The organism is Pseudanabaena sp. BC1403 (genome assembly GCF_002914585.1).
GTDB lineage: Bacteria > Cyanobacteriota > Cyanobacteriia > Pseudanabaenales > Pseudanabaenaceae > Pseudanabaena.
Genome location: NZ_PDDM01000014.1, coordinates 25,531 through 40,463 on the forward strand (window position 1 = coordinate 25,531; position 14,933 = coordinate 40,463).

Sequence of the window (14,933 nt, forward strand, 5' to 3'; positions counted from 1 at the left end):
CCTTCATTGATGTGCTTGCAAAAAATTGTATGGGGTAGAATCTATGGCTTGATACCCAAGGCTGGTCTTAACTGCTCCTCCGAAAATCAGGTTGATTAGAAAGATAGGTTTTAAAAAAAGCGACACTCAATATTTTGGCATAGAGATGAGCAAAACTAGGATCGATGCCAATTAAAGGAGATGGTACATTTTAAGGAATAAGAGATTATGATCTGGCTCAAGAACTGACAATTCCGCGCTTGATCGCAACTAATGTTGCTTGAGTGCGATCGCTTACGCCTAGTTTGCTTAAAACACCATTTATGTGGTACTTAACCGTACTCTCAGAAATATATAATTCAGTGGCAATTTGTTGATTCGTTTTACCTTGGGCAACCAATTTTAAGACATCCAATTCTCGATTAGATAATTGAGGGCGATTGAGCCTTTCCGAGAGCTTTTCGCCAACTTCAGGAGGAATATATTTTTTGCCTTCATAAACAGTTTTGATCGCTCTAATAATTTCATCGACTGGAGCGTTTTTAAATATATAGCCCTTGGCTCCTGCCTTTAACCCTTTATAGATATCTTCGTCGCCATCGTAAGTCGTGAGCACAATAATTTTTGCCTCCGTAAATTCTTGATGAATAGCAGCGATCGCATCGGCTCCACTCATCTCTGGCATTCGCAAATCCATCAAGGTGACATCAGGACGATATTGGCGAAATAGGGCAACTGCCTCTAGTCCGTTATTTGCTTCAGCTACGGTTTCCATATTAGGAGTGTAATCGATCATTAATACCAATCCGCTCCTTACAATTGGGTGGTCGTCCGCTACCATAATACGGATTGTTTGATCAGTCATGATTTTTGTTCCTCTAATGGAATCTCTACTAAAATTTCTGTCCCTTTACCCAAAATACTGTTAATCAATAATTGCCCTCCAATGCGATCGCTCCGTTCAGATATACTCAAAAGCCCAAATCCCCCATTATCTAAATTGGGCTGAAAGCCGCAGCCATTATCAGTAATCCTAAGTGAAACCAGTGCATTTTGATAGGTGAGAACGATCGCAAGCTTCGTTGCCTTGGCATGTTTTAAAGCATTAGTAATTGCTTCTTGAGCAAGTTTGAGGAGGTTGTACCCAATCATTGCCGAGACTTGATATTCACTTCCTAAAATCTGTAGGTCAACTTGAATAGGACAATCGCGAGTTAACTTCTCGACCGATTGAGAGAATTTTTCGGCTAAGTTGGCGTATTCTTGGGCTGTAGGATATATTTCCCAGACAGAGCGCCGTGCTTCGGCAAGTCCCGTTTGAGCAATGTCATTGATGCGATCGAGGATTGGTTCGATTGCTAATGAACCTTCTTGCAGTAGCCATTTTGCGACCCCAAGTTGGAGAGAAATGCCTGTAAAAGCCTGCGCTAAGGTGTCGTGAATTTCGCCAGCAAGTCGATTGCGTTCCTCATAGATGGCAGCCTGCTTTGCCTCTTCTGCCATGCGTATTAGCTGGATTGCTAGGGTTGCTTGATTTGCTAGAGCTTGTGTCAGTTCTAATTCTTCAGCTTGAAATTGACGTTTTTTGGTAAAGCGAAGGGTAAAGCTTCCGATAATTTCTGTTCCTAATAAAAGAGGGATACCTAATAGAGTTTTTACCCCCATATTTTCTAAGCTTTTACGCAGAGGAGTTGGTACTACTGAAGCATCATCTACTTGATAAATAGCTGGACTACGTTCGCGGATATGCTTTTTAAGAAACAAATCCTTATCCATGTTTCTGCCACGAAGCCATTTCCCTGCGAGGATGTCGATATTTTCGGCAGTTACAGGAATAATCTGATTATCCATATAAACAAGATGCGGATAAAACTTTTCAGTAGAAGAGTTATATAGCCAGAGCGCGGAAGAAGGAGAATCTAGTTGTTCAGAGGATACCTTTAGCACATGTCCTAAAGAACTTTCGATTTCGGGTTCCGTTGCTAACACATCTAGAGTTTGTTTCAAGACTGCATTAGCTTTGACTAATTGCACTACTCTTGCCGCAGCAGCCTGCTCTTGTTCATGGGCGATCGCTGTTTGTTGGGCTTCATTCGATAGCCTTAACATTTCCACCGCCATCGTCATCTGTTCAGCAAGGACTTTTAATAGCCCAAAGTTCTTACCGATAGAAGGATTTTCGTCCGCAAAGCCAAGCCCTAACCAACCGATCAGGCGATCGCTAATCTGCATTGGCACAAGCCGAATCGCCTTGTTATTGTGTTCGCGATGAAACTCTCGATATTCAGGCATTATTCTTGGATCATGAGGAGGGACGACCCATCCCAACGGTGATTTCAGAAGTTGTTCGGCTAGATCTTTCAATTCTGGCGTGAATGGAGAAATTGTCAGTCCTCTAGACATTTGGATCTGCGGATCTATCCAGCCATCTTGGTCGAATAAGACGGCATGACGAATGAATTCTCCTTCAACTAGAGCCACTGCGCCTGTGTGCGCTCCTGATATTTCTAGACTTGCTTTTAACATCTCAGCTAAGAAATGCTCTAGATTATCAAGTCTTGCCATCCCTGCGATCGCACTGCGTAGAGCCTTATTCGCTTTTTCTAATTCGGTAGCACGTTCTTGTTGAGATCGGAGTAGAGCTTGCTGGGTGCGATCGCGCTGAATTGCACAACCAATAGAATTTGCCGCAATTTTTAAGACTGATAATTCAGATTGACCTCGATGTTTTACTTCACGACAGTCATCAAAACCAACTACTCCCCAACATTTGTTTTCTACAAAAATCGGAACAACATGTAACGCTTTCACTCCAAGTTTCTCTTGCCCACTCCGAAATGGTTCTGGCATGTCCTTAGTCAAATAAGTTACGCTTTGACCTTGGTTAATGTTTTCATACCATGACTCAATACCTTCATAGGTTCCTTGAGAGACTTCTGGATGAGAAATTTGTGAGACAGTGCCAAGAGAATTCCACTCATATAACATTTTCCAGCAAGGTAATGGCTGTTCTGGACAATCAAAATTCTCAATTACGCTAACGCGATCAGTCTCTAGTGCCTCTCCGATTATCTTTATAGCAGTATTAACAGCATCATCAAGTGGTGTGATCGTCAGTAATACGCTAGTTGCATTAGCAGATGCTTTTAGTAGGCGATCGCTCAGCGTCTCCTTATGATCTTCATTCAGATGTAAGAAGTTCTGTGGCATCTGCTTTGCTTAGGAAATATTACTTAAAATTACTTAAAAATATTAATTAGATAGATAGATTTATAAAGTTAACTAATTCTTAGAAACCATTTAAGAATTGTCTAGATCCCCCCCAGCCCCCCTTAAAAAGGGGGGAGAATTTAAATTCTTCCCCCTTTTTAAGGGGGGCTGGGGGGGATCTCTTAGGGATTTTGAACGTAAGAAGTAATTCTTAAATAGTTTCTTAATTACTTCTCATTATAAATTTAAAGTTGTATAAGCTGGGCTAGCATATCTTTAACTTTAAATTTCCATAGTTAATTTTATTACATTTCCCATCTTTTCTTAATACAAATAAAAAACTCTGTACTTAAGTACAGTTCCAAATCAGTTATTTGGTTAAAAAATTCAAACCCTTAAGACAGGGACTAATAATTCTTCCCCCTGATAGGGTATTTATAACAGTGAAGAAACAAAAGCATATAAATATTTCTTTTACTGCTGTTGACATTTACCCAAGGCATCGAGAGCAACTATGTCAGAAAATAATTCAATTGAACCCAAAATTGTTGACAAGAAACCAGTGGTAATGACCCTAGAAGCAGGGAAATATTTCTGGTGTAGCTGTGGATTGTCAGCAAATCAGCCTTTCTGCAATGGCGCACATAAAGGAACAAGTTTCACTCCTGTAAGTTTTGAACTTTCGGAATCTACAAAAATGCCGCTATGCCTCTGCAAATATACTGCTAACGCTCCAAAGTGTGACGGTGCTCATTTAAAGCTGACAGATGCTGTTGCCAATTAGCCATAATCATAAATGTCTATTGCTATCGCCGATCGCTTAGCACCCCATAACAAAACCATACGCGAAGCAATCGATCAAAGCACCGATCTGAAGGACGCTAGAACCGCAGATCTCTACACTGAGATTTCTCGCATTGTAGATAAGTATCTATGGCTTTTATTGCTGAACTTGCTCAGGATTGGAGTACTGAGGCGGGTTCTCAATTAATCCAATTACTCTTCCAAGAAGTTTTTCCCAAAATTGGTTAAGTAAGGAATTACGTATTCATTAAGACTCGTAGGAACAATTCACGAACTGTTTCTACAGTAAAAAGTGACTAAAGATTTTATGGATAATCGAACTATCTATTTTTTAGCAGCACTAATTGGCGGCGCAATTCTCCCCGTTCAAGTTGCTATTAATACTTTACTCCGACGTTATGTGGGCGAACCGATGCAAGTCACATTTATCTCCTACCTCGTTGGTACTTTAGCTTCTCTCGGAGTTTGCGTATTTGCACAATATCCACTCCCTACTTTGCCTTCTCTTTCCCAAACTTCTTGGTGGATGTGGATCGGTGGAGGTTTAGGGACTCTGTATGTTTGGTCAACTATTTTTGCAACGCCAAAGATTGGAGCAGCTCTTGCTCTAGGTTTGACGATCGCAGGACAGATGCTTGCCGCACTTTTTCTTGACCATTATGGAGCACTAGGACTTACTAAATACTCATTAAGTCCGATTAGGATAGCAGGAGTTCTATTAGTGATTTTCGGAGTTTCCCTTGTTGCTTACGATAAAAGATAATGGGCAGCCTCAAAGAATTGATTAATTAAAACTCATGAAAATTGCGATCGCCACCAAATTTAATTCTCTACCTACTCGTATAACTTTGCTGGTTGCTAGTATGTTGACGATTATGGCAAGTGCCACGATCGCGCCTTCTTTACCAGCAATGTTGAAACATTTTGAGTCAGTCCCGAACTCAGCTTATTGGGTCAGATTAGTACTGACTTTACCTGCACTCTTTATAGCTATTAGCGCTCCAATACTGGGAGTTTTAGTAGATCGGATAGGACGAAAACCTTTATTATTTCTATCCCTAATTATCTATGGCTTAGCGGGCAGCTCTGGATTATGGCTAAACTCCTTAGATACAATTATTATTGGTCGAGCATTGTTAGGCGTTAGTGTAGCAGGGATTTCTATTTCTACTACGGCTTTAATTGCTGACTACTATAGCGGAGCAGCTAGAGGAAAGTTTCTGGGCTTACAGGCAGCCTTTAGTTCTTTAGGCGGTGTAGTATTTGTCTCTTTGGGAGGATGGTTAGCTGATATCGGATGGCGTAATCCTTTTCTAATCTACTTCGCGGCACTGTTGGTATTGCCTGCGGTCTGGTCTTTTTTGTCAGAGCCACCACGCCAAGATTCAACCCAATCTTCTGATCATTCTAGTAATTCCGAAAAGTCTAGTCGCTTGCCATATCTCATTGTTGGGCTAACATTTTCAGCCGCAATGCTAGGTCAGATGGCTTTTTATACGATTCCAGTACAGATCCCTTTCTATCTCAAGAATTTATTCCAATCCTCTGCTTCCCAAAGTGGAATTGCGATCGCAATTTGCACTCTCGGTTCTGCTATATCATCTTTTCAATATCAACGAATTAAAGCTAAAACAACCTTTTTTAGTATCTACGGCATTGCTTTTAGCACTATGGCTCTGGGCTTCGGTTTGATTAGCCTAGGTAGTAGTTTTACAATCGTTGTTGTAGGTTTAGGAACCGTAGGCATTGGACTGGGTTTGGTGATGCCAAATATGACCTTCTGTCTTACTTCCGCTACTCCTGTGAATATGCGCGGCAAGATTTTAGGCGGTTTAACAACTTCTATGTTTTTAGGTCAGTTCGTATCACCTCTCGTGAGTCAGCCTTTGAGTCTCGCGATCGGCTTGAATGCAACCTATGGTGCTGCGGGAATTGCAATGGTGATATTAGCGATCGCCTTTATGTTTTTGCTGTGGAATTGGAAAGACTAAAAATTGCCCTGATTACAAATTTATTGAGGAAATAAAGTTATGTCATCTATCGCTATTGTTTATTTTTCTGGTGCAGGACACACTCATTTGATGGCTGAGGCTTTTGCTGAAGGAGCGAATAAGGTCGCAGATACTAAAGTTCAACTTTTTAGAATTACTGGTGAGGAAATTCATAACGGACGCTGGTGTAATGAAAAAGTTTTGGAATCCCTCAATCAATATGATGCGATCGTTTTCGGTTCGCCGACTTATATGGGAGGTGTAGCTGCACAGTTTAAGGCGTTTGTCGATGCTGCTAGTGGAATTTGGTTCCAACAGCTATGGAAGGATAAATTAGCAGGTGGTTTTACCCATTCAGGTTCTCCTAGTGGAGATAAGCAGGGAACTCTACTTTATTTGGCGATCAATGCAGCCCAGCATTCGATGATTTGGGTTGGCGCTGGTGAGATGAATCAGAATGGAGTGAATCGTCTAGGTTCTTATATGGGAGTGATGGGACAGGCTGTCCCCGACTTATCTGGTACTAAAGCCGTAGAGCTTGATGCTGGCGATCGCTTGTCGGTAGAATTATATGGTCAGCGCATTGCTGAGGCAACAAAAAGATGGAAAAACTAACTACTAAAAAGCCTAGATTTAATTCAGCGTTTCAACGCTTAATGTCGGTACATTGGTGGATGGCAGGACTCTATTTGATTCTATTCATGGGCGGTAGCTTCATGTCTCGACTGCCAAGAAGTGATTTTCGAGGAATGCTTTATGATTTCCATAAATCGATCGCTATATTAACCATTATCCTTTTAGTATGGCGGGTTGCGATTTTAATTCAGGTGCTGTTGAAAAAATATGCGAGTCGGCTACCAAAGCTATCAAGCCAATGGATTAAAAACTTTGTGCTGCATACTTTTATTTATGGTTTTATGGTAGGAGTACCGATAAGTGGCTTTTTCTTTTCTAATTCTTTTCGGGCCAATAATGTCAGTCTGTTTGGTTTAGGTTTACCAGATATTTTTCCTCCAAATAAAGATCTAGTTGAAATTGGGCGATCGCTACATTTTTGGCTGTCTTATACTTTTTTGGCAGTTATTGGACTGCATTTAATTAGTCAATGGAAAGTAGCTAAAGCTAATTGGCGGAGATTTGTAGGCTTTATACAAGCAAAGCGTATTGGGTCATAACACCAAATCAATATAAATTTTGAAAGCCCTGATTTGCAATGCTTTCAAAATTTATATTGTGGCTCGTTTGAGTGCAAAGCGCTGTATGAGAAAGCTTAATCGCAATTCTACTGAGTTAATTAATATCCATGACAAGATTAAACCATCTACTAATTTCCCTACTTTCATTTACAAGTTTATTTGTAGGTAGCTTGGGAGGATTTGCTGAGGTTCCAAGCGTAAGTCAACTCTCAGATGTGAATTCTACAGATTGGGCTTTTCAAGCGTTGCAATCTCTAATAGAACGTTATCAATGCATCTCTTCAAATTCATCTTATCGTGGAGATAGTTTCCTCACCCGCTATGAATTTGCTGCTGGTATCCAATCATGCATCAACAAGCTGGATCAAATGCTGAGTAGCGGACTTCAAGATAAAGTTAGTCAAGAAGATTTGAACGTACTACAACGACTACAGAGCGAATTTGCGAACGAACTGAAAGTACTCACCACCAGAATAGATACCCTAGACCTGCGTACAAGTCAATTAGAAGCGCAGAAATTCTCACCCACAACAAAACTAACAGGGCAGGCAATATTTGCAATTTCTAGTGGCAGCTTTGGCGGCGATCGCATTCTCTCGCCAACTGGTGCGGTAATCACCCGCAATCAACCCAACGTTACTTTTTTAAATCGCTTCTCTATCGACCTCAATACTAGTTTTGTTGGTAAGGATTTGCTCAAGATCCGCCTGCTGGCTGGTAGTGCAGGCGCAAGTGATAGTACATCAGGTTTTTTAGAACCCAACTTTGCTAGCGCTCTTGATTATTCTATTCAAGGTCGTGACAATCAGGTTAGCCTAGCACGTCTTTATTATTCGTTTACTATCGCTGAGGAAGTCCGTTTAACGATCGCCCCTTTCATGGTGGCTGGTGATTTTATTGATAAAAATCGCTATGCAAATGTCAGTTTTAATGACTTCTCAACTCAGGCTTTTATTAATAATTTTATTCTCTTACCCAGACCTGCGGGGGCTGGCGTTGTTGCTGAGTGGACTCCAAAGCAACTTCCTATTCAAATACGTGCCTTATATGTAGCCACAAATGCTAATCGACCAACTGGCTCAGCGATCGTTAACACTTTGCGATCCAGTGAGTCGGCGGAGTTACCCGTGTTAATTTTCCCTAATCGTGGTGGTGAACAGGGCTTATTTGGTGATCCCTATCAAGGTGTTGTGGAGTTAGAATATTTCCCCGACAAAAACTTTGCTCTGCGCTTGCAATATGCTGGAGGCAGGGTAATTGGCAGTAATTTTAATGCTTTTGGAGTGAATTTTGATTGGGGAATTAGCGATCGCATAGGTGTATTTGGACGCTATGGACTCAGCAACTACAACAATACAGAGTTTGGGAATATTAGCCCTAATTACTGGATGGCTGGCTTTTCATTTAAGGATCTCTTTGCTCAAGGTTCGATTACTGGGCTAGCGGTTGGTCAACCGCTCATCGTGAGAGAGATTGGGAATGCCTCGCAGACTAACTTTGAGGCTTTTTATAATATTCCAATCAACAAATTTATCAGAATTACGCCTCTGTTTCAAGTGATTACTAATGCTGGCAACCGCAACGAGAACGGCACAATTTGGGTTGGAGCTTTACGCACGGTGTTCTCTTTTTGAGACTTACCTAAATCTTCCTCGCTAACGCCTTGATGGTACTGCGGAGCCATTGATTTGCTTCATCTATATAATTGGGACGATCGCGATATCTATCAACGCTATAATGTGATTCAGTAAGAGATCTTCAGGTTAAAGAGATGACTACAGTATCAATCTTGCCAATATCAAGTGCTAGCGGCGAAAAATCCTATCGGGCGATCGCTGGAGATAAGCAGTGGGTTGGTAAAACTGCGGGACAAGCTCTAGATGGTTTAACTGCTCAGTTGGGTGAAGCTGAATTTACGGCGCTCCTCGTCATCCAAAGTTTTCATCCTGACCTAATGGCAAGGGATTTAGTCGTAGTAACCTGATCCGTTGTCGTCAGTTTTACCTAACCTATCCAAAAAGTGCGACAGTGTCGCACCAATTAAGCTGGTCTCATGTGGTGGAATTACTAAAAATTGGAGTTATGAGCCTACTTTCATGTATGGGCAATTACCGATCGCCAAAAAATTACGGCTCACAGTAATAGCGATCGGCTTTAGGGGATGGATATTGGTGCGATCTCTTTTTGCTGTTGAAATAGAGAATTAGGCGATCGGTTTATGGTGAAGATGATATTATTTTTCTAAAGAGCAAGAGTAAATCATGACTAAAAGTAACAGCTTTACAGCCATTATCTACAAAGAAGATGATATGTACATTGCCGAATGTCCAGAGATTGGCACAGTCGATCAAGGAGAAACAATTGAGCAGGCGATCGCGGGATTAAAAGAAGCGACTCGGCTGTACTTAGAGGAATTTCCTCTTCCCAAAACGTCACCTAGATTTGTGACCAGTATTGAGGTTAGCTATGCCTAAAAGCCACGAATCTCAGCCAAAGAAGCAATTCGTGCGTTGGAGCGATTAGGATTTGAGCAAGTTCGTCAAACTGGTAGTCATGTTGTCATGAAAAAAGAAACCCAAGAAGGCGAGATCGGTTGTGTCGTGCCTTTGCATCGAGAATTGAAGATAGGCACATTGAGTGGGGTACTCAAACAAGCACGAATTACAGTAGAAGATTTTATCGATAATTTGTAGTGCGATCGCTTAGAAATCACGACTCACAGTAATAGCGATCGCTACTTCAAGAAAAATCAAACAGCGATCGCATTCCCAATACTCCAAATTTATCTATCTAAACTTGAACTAACTGCTGATTGTTTGATGAACGAGGTTGAATCGTTTTTTGAATTTCTTCTCCCGCCAACTCCTCGGCTAGTCGTAACTCATAAGCTTTTTGTAAATTAAGCCAAAGTTCTGCACCAGTACCAAACCATCGTCCTAGACGTAATGCAGTGTCAGCCGTGATACCTCTTTGCCCTTTGAGAATTTGCGTAATCCGATTTGTGGGTATATGGAGCGATCGCGCAAGTTCTGATGCACTAATTCCAAGTTCTTCTAGTTCGTCAGCTAAGATTTCGCCAGCGTGAATTGCAGGTCTTGCCATAGTTGTTTTTTCCTTTAGTGATAATCGACAATTTCGATATTGAATGGGCGATTTTCTGTTTCTGTCCACTCAAAACAAATACGCCATTTGTCATTTATGCGAATGCTGTACTGCCCTTTTCGATCTCCGCTTAGTGCCTCAAAACGATTACTTGGCAAAGCCATCAAGGATTCTTTGTTAGGTGCGGCTTCTAGGATTTCTAGACGTTTGTATGCTTGCCTTTCAAAGCCTTGAAATTCTTTGATACGATCGCCAGCAGCAAATTTGGCTGTGCGTTTGTCTTTGTATTTTTGAGGCATAGGCAAGCGTTATGTGTTACGTCAAGCATAACATTTGCATCACAATTTCGCAAAACATACAGTTGATCGGCGATCGCCCAGAAATCACGACTCACGGTAATAGCGATCGCCTTTAGCAGATAGATTGTTAATGCGATCACTTAGAACTCACAACTGGCAATATTAACGATCATCATCATATCGATATAGTGTCGATCTTACTTGAATAAAGGTAAAATCTGCGATAATTACTTGTTTGATTCGATAATCCGACCACAATTATGTTAAATCTGTTTGTTTTTTGAACTTTCTCCATACATCTATCTAACAGGCAAGTTACTCCAAGTACAGAGAATTTGTACTTGGAGTAACTTGCCTGTTAGACTCGAAAGTACTAAATCGTAATTGATTAGAGTAATATGTAACTAACCCTATCGTGAGTATTTCTCATCAATCCAACCAGTGCGAGTAGTTTATGGCGAATTTCAAATTCTCTCCAGACATTCTAAGCAGATTGGGGGAAGAGCTACTTCCAAATCCTGACCAAGGCATTATGGAATTAGTAAAAAATTCATATGATGCTGATGCGACAGAGTGCACAGTCCAATTAATTAATACAGATACAGTTGGTGGAACGATTATTGTTTCAGACAATGGAGTTGGAATGGATTTGAATTCCATTACTGATGGATGGTTGGTCATTGGTCGTTCAAAAAAAGCTGCTCGTAACCCTACAAATCTAGGGAGGCTCCCTGTAGGGGATAAAGGATTGGGGCGGTTAGCTGCGTTACGGCAAGGTTCTCATGTTATCCTTAAAACAAGACCTGCTGCTGAAATTGGATATGAGTATTCTTTACATATAGATTGGGATAGCTTTTCTAACGCAAAGGTAGTAGAGGATGTTAGTCTAAGTTGCGAAAAAAGTGAAACGCATTATTCACAGGGTACTGATACTATTATTGAAAACTTAAGTTTTAGGATTGGCAAGCGTGAAGTACAAAGATTAGCGAGAGAGTTGCTACTATTAGCTGATCCATTCAACAGTGAAACTGGATTTCGACCCAAACTAATTAGCTCAGATTTTACCGAGTTAGAAAGGTTAGTTCAGAATGCTTATTTTGATGATGCTGAGTATAAACTTGAAGCCTATTTGAATGATGAAGGCGAAGCTAACGCAAGGTTAATAGATTGGAAAGGTGAAACTATTGCTGAAGCCGATCATAAAACTCTATCAAGAGCAGAAAATCGTTACCAAACTGTACCCGCAAAGCTTGAAATTTGGTTCTTTATATTACAACAACAATCATTTACTCGTAGAGAACGAATAGGAACTACTACAGAGATTAAAAATTGGCTCGAAGTTTTCGGTGGTGTGCATCTATATCACCGAGGGATACGAGTCAAGCCATATGGTGATTTTGGGAACGACTGGTTAGAGATTAATTTACTAAGAACTAGAGATCATGAATCTCGCCCATCAACGGGCACAACTATTGGAAGAGTAACGACTACCGATCCCTTTGACTCCCTTGTTCAAAAAACTGATCGTCTTGGCTTGGTTGAGAATGAAGCTTTTTCAGAGCTAAGAAAATTTGCAGTTGATGCTCTAGATTGGGTAAGAAATTTTCGATTGAAAGAATCTGAGAAAAAAAGAGAGCACGTAAAAAGAGATATCGGTCAAAATGTAGAAGAAGCGAAAGTTGAAGTAGAAAAGACGATTGCTGCACTAGAAATCCCCTCTGTGTCACGTACACAGATACTTAGGGTGATCCAAAACTACGAAAAAATAAAGGAAAGCGAAACTAAATCTCTACAAGAAGATATTCTACTTTATCGTAGTTTAGCAACAGCAGGTACAACAGCAGCATTATTTGCTCATGAATCAGACAAGCCAGTAACTTTAATTGAGAGGTCTACCAATAGAATTGCCAAACAAGGACAAAAACTATTGGCAGAAAAGTATGCTAAGTCTATAGGCGAAGCTGTAGAAATTCTTCAAAGATCCGCTAAATCGCTAAGAAGTTTTGCGAAATTCCCTTTACATTTGCTGAAACGTGCCAAGCGTAAATCTACCACTGTCGATGTTCATGAAGTAATTGACGGTGTAATCACTTTGTTTAATCCTTTCTTAGAAGAATCCAAAGTTGCTGTCAACAAATCTTTCTCTGATGATGTACCCTTAGTACGCGGCAATATTGCTCTTTTAGAAGCAATCTTAGTAAATCTTGTAACTAACTCACTTAATTCATTTAATTTCAACACTTCTCGTAGCCTGCAACGTCAAATTATGATCAGCACAAAATTACAGTCATCTCATCTCGAACTGCGTTTTTTAGATAATGGTTCTGGTATTATAGGGCTTGAGTTAGACGAAATTTGGCTGCCAGGACGATCTACTACCCCTGGAGGTACGGGTTTAGGCTTAACTATCACGAAAGACTCTGTAACTGACTTAGGAGGTCAAATTACGGCTATTCCTAATGGTGAGTTTGGAGGAGCCGAGTTTTTAATTATATTGCCATTAGTGGAGCGTATATGACAACTGAAAATTATGCAGACATAAAGGAGAAAGGCAACAATAAAATTGTTGTAATTGATGATGAGAAAGATTTTGCCAGAACAGTTGAATGGGAAATTGAAGAGGCAGGATACGAACCTTTTTCGATTGTTGATGTTTCCTTCCAAAAGATCGATGAGTTAATCTCTCGAATTCCTGAAGATACTTATGCAGTTCTATGTGATCATCGCCTAAGTAAATCTGGTATTTCTGATTTTTATGGCTCAGATCTAGTTGCTACTTTATATGATCGAAAAATACCAGCCTTACTAGATACACAATTCTATGATATGGATAATGATGTATCTATTAGAAAGTGTAGACATAAAATACCTGTACTTCTTAACAAAGATAATGTATCTGCATCAACAATAAAAGAAGGGATTAAATTTTGCTTGTTAGAGCTAAATGGGACTTTCTCAACCAATAGAAAATCATATAGAAATATCGTAAGAATTGTTGATATTAGCAAAGAATCTCGCGAAGATGTCGTAGATGTTATTATTCCTAGTTGGAATCCTAATAAAGCTGTACGCTTACCATCATCTTTAATTCGCGAGTGGATTTTAGAGTTTGAACCTGTGATAGGAAATCGCCTCATTGCTAATGTCAATAGCGGGGCTAAAAATCCTGAAGATTTGTATTTTACTAACTTTGAAATAGCACCTAGCCCAGAGGCAAACTAATGAGTCTTCCTGAACTAATTATTTTTGATGTCGGACATGGTAATTGTGCGTTACTGAGAGATACGAATGGTGTCATTCTGATTGATTGTCCCCCAGGAAATATATTGATGGAAGCATTAGAAAAATTCGCTATCACTGAGATTTCTCATGTTTTGATTTCTCATGCAGATCAGGATCATATTGCTGGTCTTCCGCAATTACTATTAAATGTAAAAGTTAATAATATACACCTCAATTCTGACTGGCTAAGAGACACTGATATCTGGAAAGATGTATGTTCAGCATTAGAAGATGCACTGAAACATCATGGTGTGAACCTAGAAGTGCAGCTCACGCCAGCAACGACTGGTAGGCTAAATGTTGGCGAAGTAAAGATCGAAATACTTGCGCCTTCTCCTATACTGGCACTATCAGGTATAGGTGGGCAAGATCTTGAGGGTAAACGATTGAGTGCCAATACTTTGTCAGCAGTCGTATCTTTTGTCTACAACGAGCGAAGAGTAGCCATTTTAGCTGGCGATCTAGATCAAACTGGTTTAAACAATCTAATTGGTGAAAGCACTGATCTACAAGCTGAAGTTTTGGTTTTTCCACATCACGGTGGTAGACCTGGGACAGGTGCTAATAGTCAGGCGTTTGCTCAAAGTTTATCTGATCTTGTAAAGCCTCAGTTAGTCATTTTTTCTATTGATAGAAGTCTTCATAAAAACCCAAAAGATGAAATCATGCAAGGCGTTTTGCACTCTGTTCCAAACGCTCATATTATGTGTACCCAATTATCTGAGAAATGCGCTACGAGTCTTCCTAGCATGGCTCCAAGTCATCTCGGTAGTTTTCCATCCAAAGGGTTCATAGATAATAAGTGTTGTGGGGGAACGATTTTGATTGAGCTTAGCAAAGATCCAAAAGCCTATACACCTCTGCGTGATGCACATAAAGATTTTGTGGCTCAGCATCCAAACGCTCTTTGTCAGAGATTTATATCTTTAACAAAATCTAGTTAAAGCCCACTTTAGATAGTCGGCTAACATTGATTTTTATATAGTCGGCTAACATTGATTTTTATTTCACTCAACAACAAAGCAAAACTGGCAAAGTAAAAACAGTTGTTAAAAGCGATCGCCTAAAAA

The 14,933-nt window shown here is 40.2% G+C and carries 18 protein-coding genes; 14 read left to right on the forward strand and 4 right to left on the reverse strand.

The features are described 5' to 3' along the window. Positions 1–217: 217 nt before the first annotated feature. On the reverse strand, positions 218–844 hold the full coding sequence (locus tag CQ839_RS13705) for a response regulator transcription factor (RefSeq protein ID WP_103668847.1): 627 nt from the start codon (positions 842–844) through the stop codon (positions 218–220). Further along, entirely contained in the window at positions 841–3,189 is a 2,349-nt protein-coding gene (locus CQ839_RS13710) for a GAF domain-containing sensor histidine kinase (protein ID WP_103668848.1), read from the reverse strand. The genes CQ839_RS13705 and CQ839_RS13710 overlap by 4 nt, the downstream gene beginning before the upstream one ends. Before the next feature lie 514 nt (positions 3,190–3,703). Between CQ839_RS13710 and CQ839_RS13715 the strand changes: the two genes are divergently transcribed. The 11 genes from CQ839_RS13715 (at position 3,704) to CQ839_RS13765 (ending at position 9,873) form a co-directional block, all read left to right on the forward strand. Beyond that, a complete protein-coding gene (locus CQ839_RS13715) occupies positions 3,704–3,973 on the forward strand; it encodes a CDGSH iron-sulfur domain-containing protein (protein ID WP_103668849.1) in 270 nt (89 codons plus the stop codon). A 12-nt stretch (positions 3,974–3,985) separates the two neighbouring features. After that, positions 3,986–4,180: a hypothetical protein gene (locus tag CQ839_RS25150; protein ID WP_181016198.1), complete on the forward strand. Its 195-nt coding sequence runs from the start codon at positions 3,986–3,988 to the stop codon at positions 4,178–4,180. A gap of 120 nt (positions 4,181–4,300) precedes the next feature. Beyond that, complete coding sequence (locus CQ839_RS13725) at positions 4,301–4,756, forward strand: DMT family transporter (protein ID WP_103668961.1); 456 nt, start codon at positions 4,301–4,303, stop codon at positions 4,754–4,756. A gap of 34 nt (positions 4,757–4,790) precedes the next feature. Continuing rightward, entirely contained in the window at positions 4,791–5,984 is a 1,194-nt protein-coding gene (locus CQ839_RS13730) for an MFS transporter (RefSeq protein WP_103668850.1), read from the forward strand. Positions 5,985–6,023: 39 nt separating this feature from the next. Then, entirely contained in the window at positions 6,024–6,599 is a 576-nt protein-coding gene (locus CQ839_RS13735; RefSeq protein WP_103668851.1) for a flavodoxin family protein, read from the forward strand. Next, the gene (locus tag CQ839_RS13740; protein WP_103668852.1) at positions 6,587–7,159 is read left to right on the forward strand and encodes a cytochrome b; all 573 of its coding nucleotides are present in this window, start codon (positions 6,587–6,589) and stop codon (positions 7,157–7,159) included. Before CQ839_RS13735 ends, CQ839_RS13740 begins: the two co-directional genes overlap by 13 nt. A gap of 128 nt (positions 7,160–7,287) precedes the next feature. Next, complete coding sequence (locus CQ839_RS13745) at positions 7,288–8,814, forward strand: iron uptake porin (protein ID WP_103668853.1); 1,527 nt, start codon at positions 7,288–7,290, stop codon at positions 8,812–8,814. A gap of 137 nt (positions 8,815–8,951) precedes the next feature. Then, positions 8,952–9,164 carry a hypothetical protein gene (locus CQ839_RS13750; RefSeq protein WP_103668854.1) on the forward strand — a complete coding sequence of 71 codons (213 nt, stop codon included), beginning with the start codon at positions 8,952–8,954 and terminating at the stop codon, positions 9,162–9,164. Then, positions 9,164–9,322 (forward strand): hypothetical protein, encoded by a 159-nt coding sequence (locus CQ839_RS25495; RefSeq protein ID WP_258040738.1) that lies wholly within the window; start codon positions 9,164–9,166, stop codon positions 9,320–9,322. The genes CQ839_RS13750 and CQ839_RS25495 overlap by 1 nt, the downstream gene beginning before the upstream one ends. 119 nt (positions 9,323–9,441) lie before the next feature. Continuing rightward, the gene (locus tag CQ839_RS13760; RefSeq protein ID WP_103668855.1) at positions 9,442–9,654 is read left to right on the forward strand and encodes a type II toxin-antitoxin system HicB family antitoxin; all 213 of its coding nucleotides are present in this window, start codon (positions 9,442–9,444) and stop codon (positions 9,652–9,654) included. Between the two features lie 9 nt (positions 9,655–9,663). After that, a complete protein-coding gene (locus CQ839_RS13765) occupies positions 9,664–9,873 on the forward strand; it encodes a type II toxin-antitoxin system HicA family toxin (protein WP_103668856.1) in 210 nt (69 codons plus the stop codon). A 97-nt stretch (positions 9,874–9,970) separates the two neighbouring features. Here the strand turns inward: CQ839_RS13765 and CQ839_RS13770 are convergent, their stop codons facing one another. Both CQ839_RS13770 and CQ839_RS13775 read right to left on the reverse strand, forming a co-directional pair. Continuing rightward, positions 9,971–10,282 carry a HigA family addiction module antitoxin gene (locus tag CQ839_RS13770; RefSeq protein ID WP_103668857.1) on the reverse strand — a complete coding sequence of 104 codons (312 nt, stop codon included), beginning with the start codon at positions 10,280–10,282 and terminating at the stop codon, positions 9,971–9,973. A 14-nt stretch (positions 10,283–10,296) separates the two neighbouring features. Further along, positions 10,297–10,581 carry a type II toxin-antitoxin system RelE/ParE family toxin gene (locus CQ839_RS13775; RefSeq protein WP_103668858.1) on the reverse strand — a complete coding sequence of 95 codons (285 nt, stop codon included), beginning with the start codon at positions 10,579–10,581 and terminating at the stop codon, positions 10,297–10,299. Between the two features lie 454 nt (positions 10,582–11,035). Between CQ839_RS13775 and CQ839_RS13780 the strand changes: the two genes are divergently transcribed. From CQ839_RS13780 to CQ839_RS13790, 3 genes are read left to right on the forward strand one after another with little or no spacing between them, the layout of a single operon-like run. After that, the gene (locus CQ839_RS13780; protein WP_103668859.1) at positions 11,036–13,099 is read left to right on the forward strand and encodes an ATP-binding protein; all 2,064 of its coding nucleotides are present in this window, start codon (positions 11,036–11,038) and stop codon (positions 13,097–13,099) included. Next, positions 13,096–13,803 carry a hypothetical protein gene (locus CQ839_RS13785; RefSeq protein WP_103668860.1) on the forward strand — a complete coding sequence of 236 codons (708 nt, stop codon included), beginning with the start codon at positions 13,096–13,098 and terminating at the stop codon, positions 13,801–13,803. Before CQ839_RS13780 ends, CQ839_RS13785 begins: the two co-directional genes overlap by 4 nt. Beyond that, complete coding sequence (locus CQ839_RS13790; RefSeq protein ID WP_103668861.1) at positions 13,803–14,807, forward strand: ComEC/Rec2 family competence protein; 1,005 nt, start codon at positions 13,803–13,805, stop codon at positions 14,805–14,807. Before CQ839_RS13785 ends, CQ839_RS13790 begins: the two co-directional genes overlap by 1 nt. Positions 14,808–14,933 lie beyond the last annotated feature (126 nt).